22 protein-coding genes and 1 pseudogene are annotated in these 20,557 nt (G+C 64.8%); 13 read left to right on the forward strand and 10 right to left on the reverse strand.

Annotated features, from left to right (window positions below; genetic code table 11):
• Positions 1–23 precede the first annotated feature (23 nt).
• Genes MJO58_RS28270 through MJO58_RS28280 form a run of 3 tightly spaced genes read right to left on the reverse strand, consistent with a single transcriptional unit; the run spans position 24 to position 2,269 of the window.
• Positions 24–323, reverse strand: coding sequence for a DUF2694 family protein (locus MJO58_RS28270; RefSeq protein WP_061559590.1), 300 nt, complete (start codon positions 321–323; stop codon positions 24–26).
• Positions 324–327: 4 nt separating this feature from the next.
• A complete protein-coding gene (locus tag MJO58_RS28275) occupies positions 328–645 on the reverse strand; it encodes a type VII secretion target (protein WP_061559589.1) in 318 nt (105 codons plus the stop codon).
• Positions 646–679: 34 nt separating this feature from the next.
• Positions 680–2,269 carry a DUF4226 domain-containing protein gene (locus MJO58_RS28280; protein ID WP_239723496.1) on the reverse strand — a complete coding sequence of 530 codons (1,590 nt, stop codon included), beginning with the start codon at positions 2,267–2,269 and terminating at the stop codon, positions 680–682.
• A gap of 832 nt (positions 2,270–3,101) precedes the next feature.
• On the opposite strand from MJO58_RS28280, the gene MJO58_RS28285 reads away from it, so the two are divergent.
• A complete protein-coding gene (locus MJO58_RS28285; protein ID WP_061559587.1) occupies positions 3,102–4,223 on the forward strand; it encodes a helix-turn-helix domain-containing protein in 1,122 nt (373 codons plus the stop codon).
• Between the two features lie 18 nt (positions 4,224–4,241).
• Here the strand turns inward: MJO58_RS28285 and MJO58_RS28290 are convergent, their stop codons facing one another.
• On the reverse strand, positions 4,242–4,547 hold the full coding sequence (locus tag MJO58_RS28290; protein WP_061559586.1) for a hypothetical protein: 306 nt from the start codon (positions 4,545–4,547) through the stop codon (positions 4,242–4,244).
• A 342-nt stretch (positions 4,548–4,889) separates the two neighbouring features.
• Between MJO58_RS28290 and MJO58_RS28295 the strand changes: the two genes are divergently transcribed.
• Complete coding sequence (locus tag MJO58_RS28295; RefSeq protein WP_061559585.1) at positions 4,890–5,423, forward strand: hypothetical protein; 534 nt, start codon at positions 4,890–4,892, stop codon at positions 5,421–5,423.
• Here the strand turns inward: MJO58_RS28295 and MJO58_RS28300 are convergent.
• The 4 genes from MJO58_RS28300 to MJO58_RS28315 all read right to left on the reverse strand — a co-directional run bounded on the left by MJO58_RS28300 (position 5,420) and on the right by MJO58_RS28315 (position 10,023).
• On the reverse strand, positions 5,420–5,785 hold the full coding sequence (locus tag MJO58_RS28300) for a hypothetical protein (protein WP_061559584.1): 366 nt from the start codon (positions 5,783–5,785) through the stop codon (positions 5,420–5,422). The two genes, MJO58_RS28295 and MJO58_RS28300, sit on opposite strands and share 4 nt — an antisense overlap.
• Positions 5,785–6,444: a DUF4226 domain-containing protein gene (locus tag MJO58_RS28305; protein WP_061559583.1), complete on the reverse strand. Its 660-nt coding sequence runs from the start codon at positions 6,442–6,444 to the stop codon at positions 5,785–5,787. Before MJO58_RS28305 ends, MJO58_RS28300 begins: the two co-directional genes overlap by 1 nt.
• Before the next feature lie 46 nt (positions 6,445–6,490).
• The gene (locus tag MJO58_RS28310) at positions 6,491–8,920 is read right to left on the reverse strand and encodes a S8 family peptidase (RefSeq protein WP_239723497.1); all 2,430 of its coding nucleotides are present in this window, start codon (positions 8,918–8,920) and stop codon (positions 6,491–6,493) included.
• A gap of 140 nt (positions 8,921–9,060) precedes the next feature.
• Positions 9,061–10,023: an AAA family ATPase gene (locus MJO58_RS28315; RefSeq protein ID WP_061559581.1), complete on the reverse strand. Its 963-nt coding sequence runs from the start codon at positions 10,021–10,023 to the stop codon at positions 9,061–9,063.
• Between the two features lie 739 nt (positions 10,024–10,762).
• On the opposite strand from MJO58_RS28315, the gene MJO58_RS28320 reads away from it, so the two are divergent.
• From MJO58_RS28320 to MJO58_RS28775, 4 genes are all read left to right on the forward strand, one after another.
• Entirely contained in the window at positions 10,763–11,479 is a 717-nt protein-coding gene (locus tag MJO58_RS28320) for a ParA family protein (RefSeq protein WP_061559580.1), read from the forward strand.
• Positions 11,479–12,369 carry a ParB/RepB/Spo0J family partition protein gene (locus tag MJO58_RS28325; RefSeq protein ID WP_061559579.1) on the forward strand — a complete coding sequence of 297 codons (891 nt, stop codon included), beginning with the start codon at positions 11,479–11,481 and terminating at the stop codon, positions 12,367–12,369. The genes MJO58_RS28320 and MJO58_RS28325 overlap by 1 nt, the downstream gene beginning before the upstream one ends.
• A 341-nt stretch (positions 12,370–12,710) precedes the next feature.
• Positions 12,711–13,796, forward strand: coding sequence for a hypothetical protein (locus MJO58_RS28330; protein ID WP_061559578.1), 1,086 nt, complete (start codon positions 12,711–12,713; stop codon positions 13,794–13,796).
• 58 nt (positions 13,797–13,854) lie between these two features.
• Positions 13,855–14,898 (forward strand): C40 family peptidase, encoded by a 1,044-nt coding sequence (locus tag MJO58_RS28775; RefSeq protein ID WP_276553231.1) that lies wholly within the window; start codon positions 13,855–13,857, stop codon positions 14,896–14,898.
• Here the strand turns inward: MJO58_RS28775 and MJO58_RS28340 are convergent.
• Positions 14,846–15,472 carry a helix-turn-helix domain-containing protein gene (locus MJO58_RS28340; protein WP_239723498.1) on the reverse strand — a complete coding sequence of 209 codons (627 nt, stop codon included), beginning with the start codon at positions 15,470–15,472 and terminating at the stop codon, positions 14,846–14,848. The genes MJO58_RS28775 and MJO58_RS28340 overlap by 53 nt on opposite strands.
• A gap of 346 nt (positions 15,473–15,818) precedes the next feature.
• Here MJO58_RS28340 and MJO58_RS28345 point away from each other — a divergent pair.
• Positions 15,819–15,992, forward strand: a pseudogene (locus MJO58_RS28345) (WhiB family transcriptional regulator); the annotation flags it as partial.
• Positions 15,993–16,007: 15 nt separating this feature from the next.
• Here MJO58_RS28345 and MJO58_RS28350 read toward each other — a convergent pair.
• Complete coding sequence (locus MJO58_RS28350) at positions 16,008–16,193, reverse strand: hypothetical protein (protein WP_061559560.1); 186 nt, start codon at positions 16,191–16,193, stop codon at positions 16,008–16,010.
• Positions 16,194–16,230: 37 nt separating this feature from the next.
• Here MJO58_RS28350 and MJO58_RS28355 point away from each other — a divergent pair, with 37 nt between their 5' ends.
• The 6 genes from MJO58_RS28355 to MJO58_RS28380 all read left to right on the forward strand — a co-directional run bounded on the left by MJO58_RS28355 (position 16,231) and on the right by MJO58_RS28380 (position 20,396).
• On the forward strand, positions 16,231–16,791 hold the full coding sequence (locus tag MJO58_RS28355) for a hypothetical protein (RefSeq protein WP_061559559.1): 561 nt from the start codon (positions 16,231–16,233) through the stop codon (positions 16,789–16,791).
• Positions 16,788–17,276 carry a hypothetical protein gene (locus MJO58_RS28360; protein ID WP_061559558.1) on the forward strand — a complete coding sequence of 163 codons (489 nt, stop codon included), beginning with the start codon at positions 16,788–16,790 and terminating at the stop codon, positions 17,274–17,276. Before MJO58_RS28355 ends, MJO58_RS28360 begins: the two co-directional genes overlap by 4 nt.
• A 678-nt stretch (positions 17,277–17,954) precedes the next feature.
• Positions 17,955–18,866 carry an alpha/beta fold hydrolase gene (locus tag MJO58_RS28365; RefSeq protein ID WP_061559557.1) on the forward strand — a complete coding sequence of 304 codons (912 nt, stop codon included), beginning with the start codon at positions 17,955–17,957 and terminating at the stop codon, positions 18,864–18,866.
• Positions 18,863–19,270 (forward strand): hypothetical protein, encoded by a 408-nt coding sequence (locus MJO58_RS28370; RefSeq protein WP_139043407.1) that lies wholly within the window; start codon positions 18,863–18,865, stop codon positions 19,268–19,270. The genes MJO58_RS28365 and MJO58_RS28370 overlap by 4 nt, the downstream gene beginning before the upstream one ends.
• Positions 19,267–19,812 (forward strand): hypothetical protein, encoded by a 546-nt coding sequence (locus MJO58_RS28375; RefSeq protein ID WP_061559555.1) that lies wholly within the window; start codon positions 19,267–19,269, stop codon positions 19,810–19,812. The genes MJO58_RS28370 and MJO58_RS28375 overlap by 4 nt, the downstream gene beginning before the upstream one ends.
• Positions 19,809–20,396, forward strand: coding sequence for a hypothetical protein (locus MJO58_RS28380; RefSeq protein WP_061559554.1), 588 nt, complete (start codon positions 19,809–19,811; stop codon positions 20,394–20,396). Before MJO58_RS28375 ends, MJO58_RS28380 begins: the two co-directional genes overlap by 4 nt.
• Positions 20,397–20,557 lie beyond the last annotated feature (161 nt).

Raw genomic sequence — 20,557 nt, forward strand, 5'->3', positions numbered from 1 at the left:
TTGCTGACGTTGCGCTGAGTTGTCTAGAAATCGATCAGGGCCTCATAGCTGGCAACTTGGTCCTCGGTGGGCAACGCGGTCGACACCGTCACGTGTTGGGCCTCCCACTCTTGGCGTAGCGCCAACTGAGAGCGTAAATGAGCCAGTGTGTTCAATTTGATGATGCGGTTAGCCAATTCGGCGTCGCTGAGCTGCATCGCCGCCGCCTGAAGCTCCACGCCTAAAGAGTTTCCGCTACGGCCTACCGCCACCACGATCGAGTCATCGCGACTGACGGCCTCGAACACGACGGTGTCGTAGTCGGTCGACGGCGCCTCAGACATGACGCTAGTCCGTGGAAATCGTCAAGTTGGCGCGGTTTTCAGCGTTCATCTCCGCCATCTGCGCTGCGCCGGTGCGAAGCTGCCGGGCCATGGCCGCGTGCCGCTCTTGTTGGTCGCGCAAGGCGGTTTCGCGGTCGTTGACGGCGGCCACCGCAGCACGACGGGCCTCGTAAAACAGTGGTCCCCACGATTGGGCCGCGGCCACGGTGCGGGCATGGTCAGCACGGGCCTGCGCGCACGCCTCGGCAGCGCGCTCGTGGGCGATCGCCCACTGAATCAGCTTGTCGGTGCTGACCTGCAAGGCCTGCTCGTTCACGGTCATTACGGTACTCCCTCGCGTTGCTGTAGAAGGTCGCTTAAGTGGTCGACGGTGCGGGCGCGGTGGCTGCCGCGGCGACCGTTGTCGGTGTTGGAGCCGACACTCGGGTCCACCCCAAGAAATTCGGGCCAGTCTCGAGTTGGTCGATCGGCGTGACCTGGCCGTTGAGCCAAACATGGTCTTTGTCGAGGGCCATGACGCGATGATCGGTGTATTGGCCCACGTCGCCGAATTGCAGCCGCGAGGGAGCCATGGGCGCATTCACCGGGGAACCCAGCGGCGGTAGCTGAAGATTGGCTCCTGCAAAGGCATCGTCGATGCCGTCTCCGGAGAGCACCGCCCGCCCGGCCTGTGCGAGTGCAGCATTGGACGCTGTTCGCACCGACTGGTCGGGCAATTGGATCTGTGTCGTCGGCGTCGGCGTCTGCCCCTGCGCTGCAGGCGCTGATGGTGGCGGCGTGGCGCCGCTGCCGGCGTCTTCTGTGCCCGCTTTGTCCCCTTTGCCGCCTTTGTCTCCTGGATCGTGCAGTCCGGCTGGCTGCGTCTCGTCGTGAGATTTGTCGTCACTGTGCGAGTCGGACGGGTCTTTCAGCGCGTTGGCGTGCTCTTCAGCGGCTTGATCGGGATCGTGGCCGCCATCGCGTAGCGCTCCGCCGAGCGCGGAACCCAAATCGCCCAACCCGCCGCCACCGAGCCCACCGCCGCCGCCGAGTGAGGGAATCGCTGAACCAAGTGCGCCCGGCAGCGAGCCAAGAGCACCCATCGCCGGTCCCGCCATCATGCCCAGCCGCGACATCAATGGATCCGATGCCAGCCCGTCAAGCAGTGGGTCATTGCCACTGCTTGTACCGTCGCCGGTCCCAGCGGGCGTATCCCCGCCGCCACCCGCAGTGGGGTTGGTGGCGCCCGGGTTAGCGTCTGGGCCCGTGGTGTGAGGGTCCTCGCCGGAGTTCTTGTTTTGCAACGCCTGATAGCGCGCCGAGAGACCATCCAACACCCGCGCTTGTGAATCTGAGTCCAGCCCAGCGTTTTTCAACACGTTGAGGATGTCGCCGGTTTTGCCCTGCAAAAATTCTGCCAGCTGCTGCTGGCCGGTCGCAGTATCTAGCGATGACCCCAACTTGTTGACCTGGTCGATGATGTCTTGCTGCAAGCTTTGCAGCCGCTGACGGCCCTCAGTGCTCGAACTCGAGGCCTTAAGCACCGCGTCGGCCAGCTTGTCATCAGCGTCATTGAGCGCCGAATGGTTCTTGGCCAGCGCCTCGTCGAGGCGCTTGGCTGCCTCGGCCCCAGCCCCGCTTAGCCCCGGTGGCGGTGGCGTCCCGGCCGGGGTCGTCGGCCCTGGCGATCCCGGAGGGGGTGCAGGCGGCGGCGGCGACGCGGGTTGATCGCGGCCCAGCGCCTTATTGATTTCAGGCATCGGAGCCGTATCAGGGTTAATACCCATGTAGGTGAGCCTGGCCCGGTCGAGCTTGGTCAGCTCATCTCGCGACGTGAACGGTGCCGTTGGAGCGGGGTCCAGTGGCACCGGGCCGCCCGGTACCGGGTTTTGGGGAAACGGTGCCCCCAATACCTCGGATACTCCACCCAGCACTTGAGACAGCGCTACATCGGCCCAGCCAGTCATGTTCGGGACGATAAGTCCCGGGTCGACTGAACCGCTACCAACAACGGCACATTCACGAAAAACCGGCTGCCACAGCATGTCCACGCGGCCTGTCGACTTTTGTTGTCTTTCAAGACACGCCGCACCAGATGCGCGGTAGTACCGCGTCGGCGGTGTAACACTTTGCGCGATAGCACCACCTGTCCCAACGGAAGGAACGCCTCGCCATCGCCGATAACGGCAACTATTCCATGTGCCGCACCAACCGTCGAGCGTCCTCAACCCGCCTATGGCACAAACGCTTTCGGTGCTCACACCAAGCCAACACCACGGCCAGGCGCCTGTCCCGGCAGACACAGAGCCGATTACCGCGCCTGCCACCCGCACGTCGCGGGTATCGGCGACCACACCGACCACCACGGCCACGCAACCGCGACGGCCAAACCAGCATCGACTCAAGGAGGGATACCTAGCGCCGCGAGCCAAACACCCGCGCCCGCCCGGTCTTTCGGGCCGACGCCGCACATCTCAATAGCCGGAGTGACTGACCGCTGACATGACAAGAGCCCCGCCTCTGGCGGGGCCCGTGTCTGAGGTTCGAACTGAGGGCCAACTCAGTTCTGGGTCTTCACCCATCTCCCCGAAGGGACGTGTCTTGCCTGACTCGTCTCACGGTAGCGCATGCCTGTCTGCCTTGCCAGACCATCACGCGCTTCGTGATCAACTTTTGTTCCCACGCCGCAAAAACGGCTCGACCCTGCCGTATCGCGGCTGCACCGCTATTCGGGCGCGCCGCGGCGTCATCCGCACAACACGGCTAGCCGAGGTCTTGGCTATTCGGCGTGGACACCGTTTGCGTGGCGCTGTCCTCCCCCAGCCCAGCGCGTTCGTCAACCTTGAACTCGAAGCAGACGCCTACGCGGGCGTCCCCTGCTGGAGCGCCGGACCCACCAAGTGGGCACACATCACAGTCGCTGTGGCCTACGACCTGCACTACCCCACAATCCGGCCGCAGATGTGCGACGGCGGCATCGCCAAAAAACCGCTGATCATCATCGCCGCAGCCATGGCCCACTACGCCGACTGGGGCACCGGGCGCAACTGCCGGGCCACCAACGATCAACTCGCTGCCCGGACTGGCTTTCACCTACGCACCATCCAGCGCGCACGCGAATGCCTGCGACTGCTCGGCGTAGCCACCGAAATCCTCCGCGGCCGCCAACGCACCTACACCGAACGGATGGCCTCCTGGCGCATGGGCGATCGCCACCGCGGCTGGGCCTCGGTCTGGGCGCTGCACGACAACGCCCAGATTAACCGCGTTATTCACAACTTGTCACCCCATCTGGAACGGTCCCGACTAACCACAAGAACCTCACCTCACAAGAAACTGTTCACTACCCACGCGGGCGCAAGCGCCCGGAAAGGCGCCGCTACGCGCCGCCTCAGCCCAGACAAGGACGGACAACGCCTGGCGGCGCGCTGGCGCGCCGAGGCCCACGCACCGCCCTGGGCTCGCCGCTATGGCATCAGCAGCTGGGCAGCGATGCTCGCAGCCCCGGCCGCCGCCGGCTGGACACCGCGCGATCTCACCGCACTTGTCGGCGATTGGCTGGGCACCGGTCACCGGATACCGAGTAATCCGCATCGTCCGATTGCCCTGCTCGGCACACTGCTGGCCTGGCATACCAGCCACAACAGTCTCCAAGACCGCCCCGCCGCGCTCGACGAGGCGCGCGAAGCCGCCGAAGTCGCCGCTGCTCGGGAGCGCGTTAGTCAGCAGCTCGCACAGCGCACCACCACCCAGCAGGCACGAGATGCTGCGCGTGCCGCGTTAGGCGGTGATGGTCACCAGGCCGCCCGTGCGGCCGCGGCCGCCGCGGCGCGAAACGCCGCCGCACGCCGCACCATCAGCGCAGCCGCCGAAGCGGCTGTTGTCGATGCTGCAGTCCGGCGCGCCCGCGGTCTCAACTAAGCCGTGCGGTGCGTGCAGTTAGGCCGACAACAGCTCTGGCGTACCGAGCAGCGAGGTCGCTGTCTGGCGGATCAATTCCACCGGATCCAATCCCTGCTGCTCAGCCACCGGCAAAAGCTCGGTCAACAGATCGCCATACTGGCGAATCAGGTCCGGCAACTTGCGCCCGGCCACCGCCTCAAGCGCCTCGAGCTTGTCGGTGTCATAACGCACCTGAAGCCGATCCACTTTTTTCCGGGTCTCAGACCCCTGGCGCTTCTTGCGGCGCAACGCCTCGGCGTCGTGGGCCCCGCTGTGGTGCCTCAGGGCAGGCTGGCTGCTCATTGCGACTCCTTCGCTCCAATGTGACCGCCGGCGCGCACGGTGGTCTGCGCACGTAAGTAAGTCCAGCCCGAGACGGCAGGTCTGCTCGCTTCACCATCCGCACTCATGTAAGGATGTGCTTTCACTGCATCACGAGCTCGCGCAGGCCTCAGCAACCGACGTAAAACCGCTGATGAATCGCGAGAATGGGCAGCGCCGCCGTGGCGCCGCGAGTCCGGGCAGCTCATCGTCATGTAAGTAAGTCTCCCATGCCGGAGCTGACCGGTGGGAAAATTCGAGCGCGTGTCACCAAGATTGCGCTGATCTCTTACTTACATACGACGTCTTAGGCACAATAGAACCGTGTCAGCGCCAAGCAAACCGGAAGGCTACTCGTTGGCCGACGCCGGCGAGCTGCTCGGCGTCACAGCCCAACGAGTCAGCCAGATGCTGAGCGCCGGAAAACTCAGCGGCCCGCACTATCCACACAAGCGCGTCCCCAAACATGCAGTTCGCGTCTGGAAATGGTCATTAGACCAAGAGCTGGCCCGCCGGCAATCCACTCCCTCACCACGTTCCGCCCACCACCAACCCGACCCGGCCGCCGACCGCGATGTCTTCGCGCAATGGTGGGAACGTCAAGAAGCGCGCGTCAACGCCGCCGCTCACGAACTTAAAGTCGCTGCCGATCTGGCACGCCAACAGGCCAGCGAAGACCGCAAGAAAGCCCGCCAGCTGATGTCCAAGCTGGCACGAGTCACGATCCAGCAAGCCGAACTGATCGAGCAGTTAAAGGACGATCTCGCAGTCGATACCGAGCGCACCGAACGCATTCTCGACGCGTACTCCGATGCCTTGACCCAACTGCTGGCCCCCGACACGATCGGACCGCTCTAGCCAGGCTGGTCGATGGCAGCTACCGCGGCGTCGAGGGCAGCCGGCGTCCCGGCGTCGACGACGCGGTCGACGGTGTCGTTATCCAGCGCGTACACCCCGTCGATGGGGCCGTTTTCCAGGTATTGACGGACAGCTTCAATCTTCCAGTCGGCGTGGGTTGAATCGCCCATCCGCGACAGCTGTTCGGCGTGCAGCCGCTGGCGAGCCTCGTCGGCGTCACGGCCGCTGACTGACCAATCAGCGCCCGGATACCGGGCGATCCAGTTTCCGTCGGCCTGTTCGGTCACAGAAGGCCTGAACACGAACGAGACGTTGCGCTGCACCATCACCCGTTCGATATCTGCTTGCGTTTCGACGTTCACTACGGCATCCCTCCGGTGATGTCGATGGGCGAATGCCGCCAAATGATCGAGCCGTCATTTTGCAGGAATTCGCAGATGTATCCCCCCACGATAGCTGGGCTGCACCAAATGATGTATCCAACAGGAGGTTTCAGTGCAATCTGAGCTACCACGGGGCCCTCAGCCTGGTAACCCGCAGCAGCGGCATCGATGCGGGCCGCGAGCTCGGCGTTGTGTTCCTGAAAGTTCTGCACCAACCCTTTGGCCCTGTTGAGCTGACCTTGCAGATAGGTGGCCAACTCCTGCTGGCCCGCGGCGCTGCGAGCGCGCGGCGCTAGCGCGTCAACTCCGGCGCGGGTCTCGGCGATCAGGCTGTCCATGCTGTGTGCGCCGGCAGCTGCAGCCTGGCCGGTGGTGACGAACGCCGGAGCGATCTGGGCATCAGCGGTGCGCGCATTATCCAACCGTTGCAGCCGCTCGTTGTTGGCTGCGCGATACACAGGCCCGGCCACACCGTGCCAATCCGAAGCCGCGGCTTGGCCGGCCTCAGCCACGGCCTGGCGGCCAGTGACCAACGCCTGCGGGGATGGCCACCGCCCGTCGATCGGTGAGGATCCGAACAGCCTGCGAGCATCGCTCAGCGCGCGGCCAGCCTGCACTATCAGCTCGTCCAGAGACATACCGCCAGTATCACCTCCTCGTGGACGCCGTAGGGGCCCGTTGTGCTCATCTGGCTCGGGCGCGCAGGCGTATTTGGAGTTGTTGGCGCACCTCGGCCTGGATATCCGCGCGGACCGTTGCGCCGACTTCCAGGGTCGCTGCCAGGCCGTAGCGAACAGGTACGGACAGGCTTCCCGCATCGACTCGGCAGTCCACGTTGATCTCGAGTGCGTCGCCGGCGGCGAATGCGACGGCGCGATCTCCTTCGAGGATTTCGTGCTGGACGGTGCCCTTGCGGGCAGCCCAATACTCAGCTTCGGTGCGCTCAATGCCAAGGGCATCACCGGGTGGATCAAAAGACAACCGCGCCATCCGGTGCTGACGCGTGCGGGTGTTGACCTGCGACAACCAGCTCAGGGTGATCGTCAGGCGACGCCAGTCGGTGGTGGCCACCAGACTGGGCGGCAGCGGAAAAAAGAACGCCTGGCGCTGACCTGCTGAAATGGACCCGGCACCAACGATGAGCACTTTGTGCGATGCGGCGCTAACAATGCGGTCACCCTCCACGGCGCCGTAGCCGAGAAGCCGCGATACACCGCGGCGGCTTAAGTCCATCCCGGCGATCACCTGTTCCAAGCCGTCGCGCATCGGGCCCCAACTCGCAGCATGCACGAGCAGCGTTTTTGCCAGCACGGGGTGGTATTCGGCTGCCGGAAAAGGGGGTTCGCCCGGTTGCGGTTCGAGCGATTCAAGGACGTCAAAAATGCCGTCGACTGCGCGGGTCGCCAAGGCCGTGGCGTTGCTGGTGCCGTGGGTGTAGGCCGTGGCGTTGATGGCCCCTCCTGGACCGGGTGCGGCGACGCGGGTGCCCGGCCCGGTCACGGTGGTCTCGGCCGGATACAGCGTTGTTGCTCCTTCGGCGGCGACGGGGCGTTGATGCAGGCTACGCCCGCCGGGCAACAACACCTCGGGCTTGACGGAGTTGCGATGACCGAAACCCACAGGACTGTAGAGCGCAGGCATTCCCGCTTCGGCCGCGTCGAGGACGGTGTCACTTGTCGGCGCGGTGGCCGCGTCGGCATGCAGTGCACCCACGCTTATGACGTTGACCGCCTCGGCCGGCGATAGGACTCGCCGGTGGCGGGCGCGTTCGTAGATCCCGGTGGCCACGGCGCTGCGCAGCGCAGCGGGGTCGGCCAGGCAGACCGCGGGGACCTCGACTTCGATGGAGTGGTTTCCGGCGCTGACCAGGATCAGGACGTTGTAGCGGTGTGCGAGCCAGTCCAGCAGTTTGGCCAGTGGGCTGATCCGGCGCACGAACATCTGAACGGGATCGCCGATGGATAGATTGACGACTCGTACGCTGGGAGCTTGGGGCTGGCCGGACCCGTCACCTTCGAACATTCGTCGAAAAGCCTGGTGGACGAGGTCGACCAAGAGCCGGTCACGCAGGACGACTTCCTCGTCGAGGCCGAACGGGTGCGGCTGCATGATCGGGCGAACGTAAACGCGCCGTGCCGACGAGGTCCCGATGGCGTTGAGGTCTCCGTGGGATATCAGTGAGGCCATCGCCGTGCCGTGCTGCATTTGAGCGCTCGTGTAGGAGTCTGCAACCTGATCGGGATCGTCGATGACCAACCGCCCGTTGAGGGCGATGTGTCCGGCCATAGGAAGACCGTCCAGCAGGGCCACCCGCGGAACGTCGCTGGTGGGCGTAGCCGTGAACAAGTCTGGATCCAGGGCGTCGTCTGAGGCACTCACACCGGGAACGGACATGGGCCGAGCCGGCGACACGTACATGATGGTGTCGGTCATCAGCAGCGCGATTGCTTCTGGTCCGCGCTCGACAACCACTTCTACCTGGCTGTATGGGATGTCGGCGAGGATCGCGTGATAGGCGATACCGTCCAGTGCCGCCTCAGTGATGACCTCTCCCCCGGCCTCGGTGACGATTGCGCGTACGGTTTGTTCGGCCTCGGTCCTGCGCTGCGGGTCTTGGCGGTACCAAAGTTCGATCTCCACGCGTGCTGCGCTCGCGGATTGCCCGACGGTGGCAACATCCTCACGCCACTGCTCGAGTAGCCCTGTTTCGCGGATGCGGTCCTGGGGACCCCACCGCCGGATCTCGCGCAGCAGTTCGAACACGTTGCGCAGCGGGGCCAAGCCAGTTGGCATCTTCCCAGCACGATCCTGTTGCCAGCGTTCGAACAGCGATAGCAGTTCGGTGACGGCTTGAGCGTTGGACATGACCACATACAAGCTGTCAGTGACCGCGTCATCGCTGCGCTCACCTGCGCGGATGGCGTGGAAATCGTCGTCTGACTCGAATTCGTCGCCATCAATTTCAAGCAGAAATTCCAGACCAGGCACTCGGGCGGCGGCACGCGCGAAGGCTGCCACAGTGTCGGCCAGGTCGAATACGACCACCAGTTCGGGATCGGCTTCGGTGGTGGCGTCCACCACGTCGGCGCGACCTGCCTGCAGCGCTTGCTGCAACGCGGTGAATTGTGGTTGCAGGCGCTGTTGTTGGCGGGCTGGACCAGGGCCGACAACCCCGGGTGGGGCAAAACGCGAGACGCCAGCAGGGATCGGCGCCGAAGTCGGTATTCCAAAGGATAGGGGTGGGCGAGGCGAGGTCACGGCTCCCTCGTGGCCTGACGCTGTTTTAGACGGTCTCGCACGATGTCTTCAATCCGACCGTCTGGTAGCGACAGCACATGCCGGCGCATCACGTCCTGGGCGAACTGCTCAATGTCGGCGTAGCTGGCCCCGGCGAGCTTGTCAGCCAGGGTGCGAGGGGCCAACCCCAGGGTGCCGCCGAGCTGCACGCGCAGCCGTTCGATGAACTGCGTGGCTTGGGTACGCGAGGGCGGCTCTAGCGACAACTGCAGCTGAAAGCGGCGCCATGCGGCGCGATCGAGCAATTCCCCGTGGTTGGTTGCGCAGATCGCCACGACATGCGACGGGAGCCGGTCAATTTGCAGCAGCAACGTGGAAACAACCCGTTTGATCTCTCCGGTTTCGTGGGTGTCGGCGCGTTCTTTGGCGATGGTGTCGAACTCATCGAAGAACAAGACACAGCGGCGGGTGCGCGCAAATTCGAAGACATGATCGAGCCTGCTGGTCGTCTCACCGAGGAAACTCGACACCACTCCCTCGTATCGCACCACGTAGAACGGCACCATCAGCTCCGCCGCGACCGCTTCGGCCAGCGATGTCTTACCGTTGCCGGGCGGACCTTCAAGCAGCACACGATTGCGCGGTTCCAGTCCATGGCTGCGCAGCAACTCACTGCGATGGTGTTCTTCGATGACTTCGCTGATCGCAGCGGCGAGTGCCGGAACCATCTGTACATCGGCGAGCCGCCGCTTGGGAACAATCTCCTGCACGAGGTCGGCGACTTGCCGCGCCGAATCGTCGCGAGTGAGCAAACTGCGCGCTCCGGCTGTCGTGATCAGCTCTGAAAGTCGATCGGCGACGAGGTGGTGTTGATTGCTGCGTTCCTCGGCGATGATCGCTTCGACGAGCATGCGAAACCGTGCAGTGTCGCCACGTTGTTGGGCCTCCACCAAATCAACGACCAGGTCCGACCTCGCCACAACCCCTCCTTCGTGCACGACACCCGCCAGCCCAAGTGCAGCCACCCGGTGCTACGTGAATCATTCCAGACCACGGCGTCAAGACCAGTCAGGTCCGGTCACGCGCCGCGAAAAGTTCTACGCCCAGGGCGCGGCGTTTCGTTCAGGTCAATTCGGCGCCGGGATGGGCGGCGCGCTCATTGCGCCTAGTCCCGAGACGATGCCTTACCGGGACAATCACCGTGCCCCGAGCTTCTGGCCCGTCAGGTCGGCGCCTGGTCTGCGCTGCCCGCTCCCCCCGGGCCACAACGTGTCCCGCAGCCGGTGCGCACCGGGCCGGGCTGAGAGCATCAACGCGCACTGATCCGGGTCTCGTGCAGTCAGCCTTGAGCACCGCGGCCAGGCCCCCTCCGCTCCCGGCCACTAGCAACAACTGCGACACCCGCGCTTCGTAATCGTCGGATGTCGTGGCCCCGCTCCGGGTCTCAGCCGATCCAGTTTTCCGCGGAAAACTAGATCATTAACACGCAAAGGCACAGGTACGCCAGGTTATTAGTACTACTAATAACCGCAAAGCGCCCCCGAAGCGCCACGCACTCACCGTCAACGTTTGTGCAGTTTTCCGCGGAAAACTAGCGAGATGTAACGCACAATTCAGCGTGTCGGAGAGCGAGCCGTCGCGTCTTCGACGTACTCTTTGGTGGCCGGTTCCCGGAGTAGGTCGCCGTCGCGACCGAAGCACACAAAGGTCTTCTCCCCCATGACTAAAGTTGTCACTGTTTTGAACCAAAAGGGCGGTGTCGGCAAGAGCACCGCCACCGTCAACCTCGCGGCAGTACGCGCCCAGAGGCTGACGGCCGAACTGGACCCCGACGCCTTTTCTCCGGTCGCGGCGGTGTCGATCGACCCGCAGGGCTCGGCCAAATGGTGGGCCAACCGGGTCGACGAACTTCCCTTCCATCTCGTGCAAGCCCACGACGATCCCCTTGAATGGCTCCAGCAACTGAACAACCTGCCAGGCATCGTCGAGGTCTACGTCGATACCGCGGGTTGGTTCGACCTCGACCCGGACTCCTCCGGAGACGGTCTCGGTGATGGCTACTCCGCCGATGCACTGCGGACTGTCCTCGACGTCACCGACGAAGCGATCGTCCCCGTGCTGCCGGCGCCGATGTGCTTTGACCCGACCGCCCGCACGATCCGTAAGCTTCTCGAACCACGCAACATCCCCTACCGGGTGTTCATCAATGACTGGGATCCGCGCGACGGCGAACACTGGCTGGAGCAAACGCAGAAGTTCGTTCGCGGACAGGGATGGCCCTTAGCCGAGACAGTAGTGCGGCACTACAAGATCCACACGAATGCCTCCAGCGAGGGCATCGTGGTCACCCAGTACAAGAAGAGTGGCTCGGCAGCCAACGCCGCGGCTGACTTCTACAAGCTCGCCGACGAACTGAACATGGTAGGGGTCCGATAGTGGGCCGCGGTGGTGTCAAGACGTTCGATGCGCTCGTTGATGAGGTCGGTGACAAGTCATCTGTTGACGGCAGCGCGAACACTCCCGTCGTGGCCCCGCGATCGGGCATGTCGCGGTCGGTGGCTCTTCGTGATCTGGTGGGTAACCCACACAACCCGCGTGATTCCGTCGGTGACCTTGACGAGTTGGCGTCCATCGTTGAGTTCCAACTACAGCCCGTGGTCGCCGTTACCCGAGGTGCATTTCAAGCGCTCTATCCCGAAACCACCATATCGGCGCGGTGGGTAGTCATCATCGGCAACCGGCGCCTGGCCGCTGCTCACAAGTTCGGCCGCCCAGAGCTCGACATCGTGATCAAAGACGAGCTCGCTAAAGATCGCGCAACGTTGCTCACCGCCGTCATCTCCGAAAACGTCGACCGGTCAGGATTCGACGTGATCGAGGAAGCCAAAGCTGTTGAACGGCTCGTGGGGGAGTACGGCAGCGCTGACGCCGCCGCCGAGCACCTTCGCAAGAGCAAGACCTGGGTGTCACACCGGCGCGCACTACTCAAACTCGCACCGGATCTTCAGGAAGCCACCCGCCGAGGCGATCTGGCGATTCGCGAAGCGCGCACACTTGCCCAAGTTCCGCTCGCGCAACAGGTCGCCCGATGGAACGCCGCCCGCGGCCGACACGGTGACGGTGCCAACGCCCAGGACGACGCCGGGGAGCGCGATTCGGAATCAGCTGCCAAAAACGGCGCCACGACACCGCCGCTGCGCACCGTGACGCGGGCGCTTCGCAAGTTCGACACCGACCCAAGCGCGCTGGCGCTAGCCTTACGCGATCAACTTGGCGATACCGGGGCCAAGCTGCTGGTCACCCAGCTCAGGAAAATCCTGAAATAGCGCGCAGGGGTCAGTTTTCCGCGGAAAACTGACCTATCCATACAGGTCACGAAACATATTCTACGTGCGCCCGCGGCTGAAATCCGCTGGGCGTCAAACGCTTTCACCGCGAGGCATTCGGAACGGCAGGTCATGGTCGCCCCGACAGTGACCCGCGAGGGCTAGCAGCCACGTGCCTGGCGCGCGCTGTCGGCTGTTGCCGGTTGAGTGGTCGGTTGTAGTCGCTGCGGAACAACCCCGAGATGGGGTGCGGGTCGTGTGACCATCGCTACGGCGCGCTGATCGGCGAAGTTGGTGGTGGTGATAGCCGCTTGGGTGGGGTGTGGGTGATACTGCCTGCTATGACCTCGCTCGATGAGCTGGTGGCCGAGGCTGGCCGTGCGCTCGGCGATGGGCGCAGGCTGTTTGGGGCCTCGCCAGTGACGACCGCCGGCTGGTCGTCGACGCCGGCGTTGGTGACTGTTCGCCAGGGTGTGGCCAAGGCGGGGCAGGCCGCTGCTGCTGGTTGGGGTGGGGCGGCCGCCGCGAGTTACGGGATCGCGAACCGGGGTCAGCAGTTCGCTCTCGATGGTGCGATCGGCGGCGATAACGCCACTGGACCGCCGTTGATCGGCAGCGGCCAGAGCGCTGGTCGCGGTGGCGGGCGCATGGATGGGGTGATCACCGATACCCGTTCGGGGGTGGCCGCGATCGCCCCGGCGACCGGGACGCCGGCGGGGAAACGGGAGTTGGTGACTCATCTGCAAGGGCAGCTGGACCGGGCCAAGGAGCTGTTGCGGGTCTCTGAGCGGCGCAACGTTGAGCTGGCGCGGCTGATCCAGCAGGGTTCGGCCGGGTATGGCGGGATGGGCGGTGGCGCCCCGATGGCCGGGGGTGGCGGCCCGATGGGTGGTGCGCCGATGGGCATGGGCGGTGGTGGGGGAGTGGGCAGCCCGCTGGCGTCGCTTCCCGGCCTCAGTAGCGCCCTTTCGGCCCTCGACCGCGGCGACCACCACACCAACCACCACCCTGGCGACGAGCTAACCCTGGCCACCGAACCCGCTGGCCCCAGTGCAGAGCGTGTGCGCGCAGCCATCCGCAAGGCCCTCGATATTGAGGGCATCCACGATCCGGTGGCCCGCGCTCGGTGGGAAGCCGGGATGATGCTGGTCGCCAAGCGCGAGTCCGGATTTAACAACGGCGCTCGAAACCACGACGACAGAAACGCCCGAAACGGGGATCCGAGCGACGGGTCCTGGCAGTTCACCGGGGGGACCTTCCGGCAATATCATCAGCCCGGCACGTCGGGCAGCCGATCCGACGACGTGGCAGAAGCATGCGCGTTCATCAACTATGCCCGTGGCCGCTACCACGTTGCGGTCGATGCGTCGAACCTGGCGGCCAATATCCAACAGGCCGATCCCACCCGTCCACCGAAAGGTTATTAAGACCAAAGTTGGTGGTGGTGATAGCCGCTTGGGTGGGGTGTGGGTGATACTGCCTGCTATGACCTCGCTCGATGAGCTGGTGGCCGAGGCTGGCCGTGCGCTCGGCGATGGGCGCAGGCTGTTTGGGGCCTCGCCAGTGACGACCGCCGGCTGGTCGTCGACGCCGGCGTTGGTGACTGTTCGCCAGGGTGTGGCCAAGGCGGGGCAGGCCGCTGCTGCTGGTTGGGGTGGGGCGGCCGCCGCGAGTTACGGGATCGCGAACCGGGGTCAGCAGTTCGCTCTCGATGGTGCGATCGGCGGCGATAACGCCACTGGACCGCCGTTGATCGGCAGCGGCCAGAGCGCTGGTCGCGGTGGCGGGCGCATGGATGGGGTGATCACCGATACCCGTTCGGGGGTGGCCGCGATCGCCCCGGCGACCGGGACGCCGGCGGGGAAACGGGAGTTGGTGACTCATCTGCAAGGGCAGCTGGACCGGGCCAAGGAGCTGTTGCGGGTCTCTGAGCGGCGCAACGTTGAGCTGGCGCGGCTGATCCAGCAGGGTTCGGCCGGGTATGGCGGGATGGGCGGTGGCGCCCCGATGGCCGGGGGTGGCGGCCCGATGGGTGGTGCGCCGATGGGCATGGGCGGTGGTGGGGGAGTGGGCAGCCCGCTGGCGTCGCTTCCCGGCCTCAGTAGCGCCCTTTCGGCCCTCGACCGCGGCGACCACCACACCAACCCAGATCTAGCTGACACCCACGATGCGGCCATCGGCGGTGGTGGTCCATTAGCGCGCATCGCAGTCAAAGCGGCGCTGACGCGCTTAGGGCGTCCCTACGTGTGGGGAGCCAAGGGGCCCAATCAGTTTGACTGCTCGGGCCTGGTCCACTGGGCTTATGCGCAAGCTGGCATCACCTTGGGTCCAGACACCTACACCCAGGTCCACCAGGGTGCCGCGGTGGGTCACGGACAGGTCCAAGCCGGAGACCTGATCTTCCCTCACGCGGGACACGTGATGCTCGCGATCAGCCCTACCCAAGTGGTCGAGGCCCAACAATCCGGCGTGCCGGTCAAGATCTCGCCGATGCCATCCTCGTACGTGGCGCGCCGGCCGACGGGGTAGCGCTTTCGTCCGCTGCGGCGTCACGGATGATGTCTCGATATTCGTGTAATTGCGTTAGCGCCGACATGGTTTCACTAAACGATGATCCGCCGACGTGTGGCAGGCTCGCAGCGATCAGCGACTCTAGCTGCAACAGTTGGGTATCGAGATCGCGCAGCGCCGCCTTTGCCTGCGGATTATTGCTCTGAGACACCAGGATCTGCGTACACGTTGCGGCGATGGCCGCCACAGCTGTAGCAATCCCCAGCGCCTGCAGGTTGGTCCGAGGATCGGTCGGCGCCGGAGTCGGTGTCGGCGCCGTGGCGGGCCGCGGCGCGGATTGCGGGATGGGCTGTCCGCGGCGCAGCGCGTCAAGAGCGCCACGCGGCCATTGCAAGGCGTCTTCGAACTTGGCGCGGTTGACGCGATGGGGAAACGACTTCCCGCGCTCCAGCAGCGCAGCGGTGTTCAGCGACACGTCGGCGGCTTCGGCTAACTCCCGCTGCGTTTCGAACCCGACTTCGAGCCGGCGGTCGGCGACTGCCTTGCCCACCCGCTCCAACGGGGTCTCATCAGTTGGGGCTGACGTGCTCACCGCATCCCTTCGATATCGCGAGTCCATGTTGACCGACGACCATTAGCTACTTCCAAGTCAACTATAGAAGTTGACCACATTCACGCACGCTTGGACACGTAAGACGCCAGGATTCCGCGCGACTGAATGAACAGCAATACACATGATTAAGCGGGATCTGCGCGACCCGAGATAGAGCTAGCCCGCCGTGTCTGCATCATACAGAGCCATTTACCTGTGCGAATGCGTGGCTAGGAAACCTTTGTCCGCCCTGGTGTTGCCTAGAACAGCGTAAGCAGCTATAAACGTCTACAAGAGGCAACGTACACAGATACATGCACAGCTATGGTTAAGAACGGAGATTGCTGTGACAAACATCCGGCCCTTAAAAGCAGACACTGGCCTGTGCGAGTACGAGGACCGCGACAAGTGGTTCAGGGCCTATAGCGGCGAACGAGAGGCCGCCGCGATCTGCACTAACTGCCCCATCATCGTCAGCTGCGCTCAGCGCGCTCTGAAACTGGGCGTCACCGATGGCGTGTGGGCATCGGTCCCGCTACCGGGCTCCCGAAATGCCGACGCTCTGCGAGAGGCTCGCGCGCGTCTGCAGGAAGTGGTCGACCGCTACCAGCGCCAGCCTGCGGAATGGCGGCGCCGGTCCCTGCAGATTCGCCAGGCTGTGCACTTCGCCGCCACCCAACGCGAACAACGCCGCCGCCACGCAGCAGCGGCCACCCGCCACGCGCCCGTGGCGTCCCCAGCCCTCACGGAGCGAGCCAGTGCCTAGCACCAGCGCGGCCACCCGCATCCTGCGCGACGATCTGCTCGCCCAATTACGCAGTGCGCAACGCCCCCTGACCACAGCACACCTGCGCGGTCACGCCCCAGCGGTACCCGTCGCCGGCACCGCCGTGTCCTGCCCTCCCATCCAGGAACAGATCTACCGCGTCCTCTGCGCTCTTGAACGCCAAGGCCTCGTCAAACGAGGATCCGCCCCAGGCCGCGAAGTCACGTGGCTGCCGGCCCCAAATCCCGCCGACCGCGAAATCGCCGCCCTAGAAGCCACTTTCACCGACTCCACCACGGTGCAGCGCGCCGACCGCCCAGCCATCGCACGCGCCAGCGAACATCTCAGCGCAGGCGCCCGCTGCGCGCACCGGATCGCCATCGACGGCGATGACCACACCGCAGCGGCCACGCTCTCGCATGTGCTCATCCACTGTGCCGACTTGCTGGCGCACACCACAACACTTGAAAACCTGCCCGCTGTCAACGGCGGCGGGGGAGTGGTTGCGTTGCGCGGCAACCTGATCGACAACGGCAGTGAGGTTCGGCAATGATCACATGTCCGCTTCAAGCGGCGTTAAGCGATCGTGTTCCTGAAATCGCCAGACGCCTCGTCGAAGTTGTCGCCATCGCACGCGATCCTGGCCTACGATCCAAAGTCGCAGTCAGAGCCCGCATTCCGGGGATCAACCCAGTCGGCGTCTGCATTGGGCGGGGTGGGCTTCGAATCGCCGACGTCGAAAAGCGCTTACACGGCGAACGGGTCAGCATCATCGCCCACGACAGCGATCCGGTCACATACGTGACAAATGCCCTGGGCTTAACCGGCGCCACCGCTGAAGTCGCGAGCGCCGAGCAGCACCGGATACGCGTCTATGTCGACACCGCCGACTATCGGCTTGCAGTAGGCAAAGCGGGCAACAACATACAGCTCGCCCGACAGCTCACCGGCTGGAGCATCGAAATCTGCACCACAAACGGCGGCACCCGTCCCGCACCCACCGGCCGGCCCACCCAACGTCTCGCGCTAATCCAGTAGGAAGGCACTTTTGATGAGCACAGGGCAGTGTGTCACCTGTAACGATCTGCTCGGCCGCAACCTGCAGCCGGGACTCCGTGTTGCTCCCATCGCGCCCACCGATGCATCAGTGCCTGGCGCGCGAGCCCAAAGCACCTGCCCGCCTCGCGCACTGAGCACCGTCATCGGGTGCGCCGCAAGTCTTCTGGAAACCGCTGTCAACCACCACACCGGAATCGTTATCTGCGTCGCAATAACCGCCGCAGTGCTGGTGGCAGCCACTAGCCGTGCGTGGCGCGACGGTCCATGCGCGGCGCTACGCTCAATACGAAGCGCTGCCACCAATCGCACATCCCACGTCCTGATCGGCGTATTCACCCACGCCGGTGCGCCCGCCGAACTGTGCACGGCCAGCACCCCTTTGAGCGTGGCGGCCGCGGTGGTGTTCGTAGCCCTTCGACCTCGCCGACAAACTGCCTGCGCGCAGACCGTTTTCACTCGCAACGGGAGCTGGTAATGGCCAGCCCCGCACTGGCCCTACCAGCACCGGCCAGCAGCAAAACTCCACCACCGCTCGTCGCGGCGCCTTGGGTCCGACCGCGGCCCTCAACGCCGAGCAGCGCGCACCTGTGGTCTCACACCTGGGCGCCGGCAGCCACATCACCTCGGACACTCCGGGTCCCCACCGCCGACGGTGTTGTGCTGGCAGTCAACGACTTTGGTTCCCGACACCCTCGACACACGATCGTCTTCCTCCACGGTCTATGCCTCAACAGCAGCACCTGGGATGCCCACATCGAACGGCTGCGCCGCGAATACGGACCCGACGTGCGGCTGATCAGCTACGACCACCGCGGTCACGGCAGATCAGGAAGCGCCGCACTGAGCAGCTACACCATCGATCAGCTCGGCGATGACCTCGCCCAGGTGCTGCGCGCCCTCAACGTCGCCGGCTCCCTCACCGTTGTCGCGCACTCGATGGGTGGGATGACAGTACTGGCCTACCTGCAGCGCCCCATACCCCAACGCCCCGCGGACCCCACCGGTCTTGTCCTAGTCGCCACCGCGGCAGGCAAGCTCACCGAACGCGGTCTGGGCCGACTGCTGGGCGCACCGGGTATCGCCAGACTGCTTACCCTGGGCACATACACCCCCGAGCACCTGTTGTGCGGATTCCTCAAGCCGGTATGTGCTGCGATGACCCACCTCGGCAACCGACTGCCGGCGTCGACCTTGGCCGCCATGACGCTGACCGCGTTGACCATGACAGCGCCGAGCACTGCGTTGGGATTCCTTCCCGCACTTCGCACTTACGACCTCTACCCGGCCCTGCACGCCATTCGCGCACGAACCACCATCATCAGCGGCGCAGCTGATCCCATCACCCCGCCAGCTCATGGCCGCGACATGGCCGCCGCCATCCCCGGCGCGCGCTACATCAGTGTGCCCGGCGCCGGTCACATGTTGCCGCGACAAGCCTCCGCGGTCATCGACCGAGCCATCGCCGACGCAATGACCCCATGGCCGATTCGGCAGACGCCTACACGCACAGCCCGAAGCGGGCCATCGCAGTGCAGCACCGGGCACGATCGCCAGGAATCGGGATCATGACGTCGTCGACTCCTCACGCGGTGCGCGACCTCGCCTCACGGCGAGTGCAGCATCAGGACCTCGCCCAGCCCGACTACTGTGATCCACCGCTCGGCCCATGCCCTGTGTGGTGTGAAAAGCCCGCCGGGCACGAATGGGATGACGCCTGGGAAGCCGGGCCCGTGCGCTTTCACACCCGGCGACGCCAGATCACCAAGTACCAATCGATAACCGTCGAGGAAGTCGAACAATTCACCAGCCAAGGACCCACACGTCAGCGTGACATCGTCTTCGACGCCCAGTCGCCGACTCCATGGGATGTCCCCACCGCCCGCCGCGCCCAACGCCTGCTTGGGCAAGCACTCGCCATCGCCGCTGCCGAACCCGAGCCCGATAACCATTCCAGCCCAACAGGTATGCGATGACCAGCACGACCGAACTGCACAGCATCACCAAACACGTCGCGGCGAAACTACGTACGCGCGGCTACGCGGCCCGCGCCTATAGCGACTCGCGTGGACCCCATGACCAACCAGAGTCCGGTGTGGTGATCCATGTCGTATGCACCGAGGCCTGGCGTTACCCCGATGGCCGCTGGGAAATCATCGACCGCCCCGCACGATTGGTCCACGCCACCGGCTGCTGGCCACACACGTGGATCTGGAACTACCAACTTGCCGTGCCTGAGCCGTCGTCCACATCGGCGCTCGCGGCCTGGGTCGCCGAGCACCTGCCGCCACCTGATCACCCCGAATACCGCACCTACTGGCATTTCAGCTCACCGGGCGCACGGCCCGCCGGCGCGCCCCCACAGTGGGAGCAACGGTGGCGTGAACACCTTTTCGCCGAGCTTCGCCCGCGCGAGCGCACCAGCGCGGCTCCCGCATGCGACATCCACCCACGCCACTACCCGCGCAACACGATTCGCTCGATTCACACCAACCCGCCAGGAGGAGAACGCAAATGACCGCCATCCTGTTAGCACCCACCAACGACATCGTCGGTACGCTCAACGCCCGAGCCCGTCTTGATCGCCTCGCCGCTGCCGACCCAGCCACCGCACTCACGTGGCGCACGCCGCCACCGTGGGGCCCTGTGACGCGCCGACAGCATTTGTTAATCGGCTTACGATTGCGCCGCCACGAGCGCCATATCGCTAAAGCAATTGCAGCACTCGCAGATTCACGAAGCGGCCAGCGGGTCCGGTGGCAACGGGTCTACACCGCACCCCAGCAGGAGGCATCGCGGCCCGAGATCGACACATGGTTCCGGATCAACTGCGCCGTCGGCGATCTGGAGGGTCTGCGCCAGGCCAGCACAGTCGCGCCGATGGTCAAGAGCACCCATTGGGTCATCGCAGACGGAGTCACCAGGGTGCTGGTGGGGTGGGATCTCACCCAGCTATCCGAGGAGGGGGCCGCCCGCGCCGGTCGCGGCCTGCTACGCAGCATGTTTGGCTATCCTCGCCCGCACGCCGGCTCTCGGTTGGGTACAGCATCTGATGACCTTTGCCCATCGTGCTGCCACGGATTCACCGACCGTCAGCGATAGCACATCCGTGACGGCTACCCAAGGCGTCACGGCGCGCACGGAGGTCGTGTGGTCTAACCGGGCGATCTCTGCGCCGACGTTATTCGACGTGGCCACGATGCCATGACCCCCCGAGAGGGGCGACGGCTCGCTGAGCGTCGGCTGCGCCGATATATGGCCAA

Source organism: Mycobacterium lentiflavum (assembly GCF_022374895.2).
Lineage (GTDB): Bacteria > Actinomycetota > Actinomycetes > Mycobacteriales > Mycobacteriaceae > Mycobacterium > Mycobacterium lentiflavum.

Excerpts from the sequence above, each read along its gene's own strand:
- MJO58_RS28360 (WP_061559558.1), top strand. The coding sequence starts at position 16,788 with ATGATCACATGTCCGCTTCAAGCGGCGTTAAGCGATCGTGTTCCTGAA.
- MJO58_RS28280 (WP_239723496.1), bottom strand. The coding sequence starts at position 2,269 with ATGACTGGCTGGGCCGATGTAGCGCTGTCTCAAGTGCTGGGTGGAGTA.
- MJO58_RS28320 (WP_061559580.1), top strand. The coding sequence starts at position 10,763 with ATGACTAAAGTTGTCACTGTTTTGAACCAAAAGGGCGGTGTCGGCAAG.
- MJO58_RS28370 (WP_139043407.1), top strand. The coding sequence starts at position 18,863 with ATGACGTCGTCGACTCCTCACGCGGTGCGCGACCTCGCCTCACGGCGA.
- MJO58_RS28290 (WP_061559586.1), bottom strand. The coding sequence starts at position 4,547 with ATGAGCAGCCAGCCTGCCCTGAGGCACCACAGCGGGGCCCACGACGCC.
- MJO58_RS28380 (WP_061559554.1), top strand. The coding sequence starts at position 19,809 with ATGACCGCCATCCTGTTAGCACCCACCAACGACATCGTCGGTACGCTC.
- MJO58_RS28275 (WP_061559589.1), bottom strand. The coding sequence starts at position 645 with ATGACCGTGAACGAGCAGGCCTTGCAGGTCAGCACCGACAAGCTGATT.
- MJO58_RS28330 (WP_061559578.1), top strand. The coding sequence starts at position 12,711 with ATGACCTCGCTCGATGAGCTGGTGGCCGAGGCTGGCCGTGCGCTCGGC.
- MJO58_RS28375 (WP_061559555.1), top strand. The coding sequence starts at position 19,267 with ATGACCAGCACGACCGAACTGCACAGCATCACCAAACACGTCGCGGCG.
- MJO58_RS28305 (WP_061559583.1), bottom strand. The coding sequence starts at position 6,444 with ATGTCTCTGGACGAGCTGATAGTGCAGGCTGGCCGCGCGCTGAGCGAT.
- MJO58_RS28270 (WP_061559590.1), bottom strand. The coding sequence starts at position 323 with ATGTCTGAGGCGCCGTCGACCGACTACGACACCGTCGTGTTCGAGGCC.
- MJO58_RS28775 (WP_276553231.1), top strand. The coding sequence starts at position 13,855 with ATGACCTCGCTCGATGAGCTGGTGGCCGAGGCTGGCCGTGCGCTCGGC.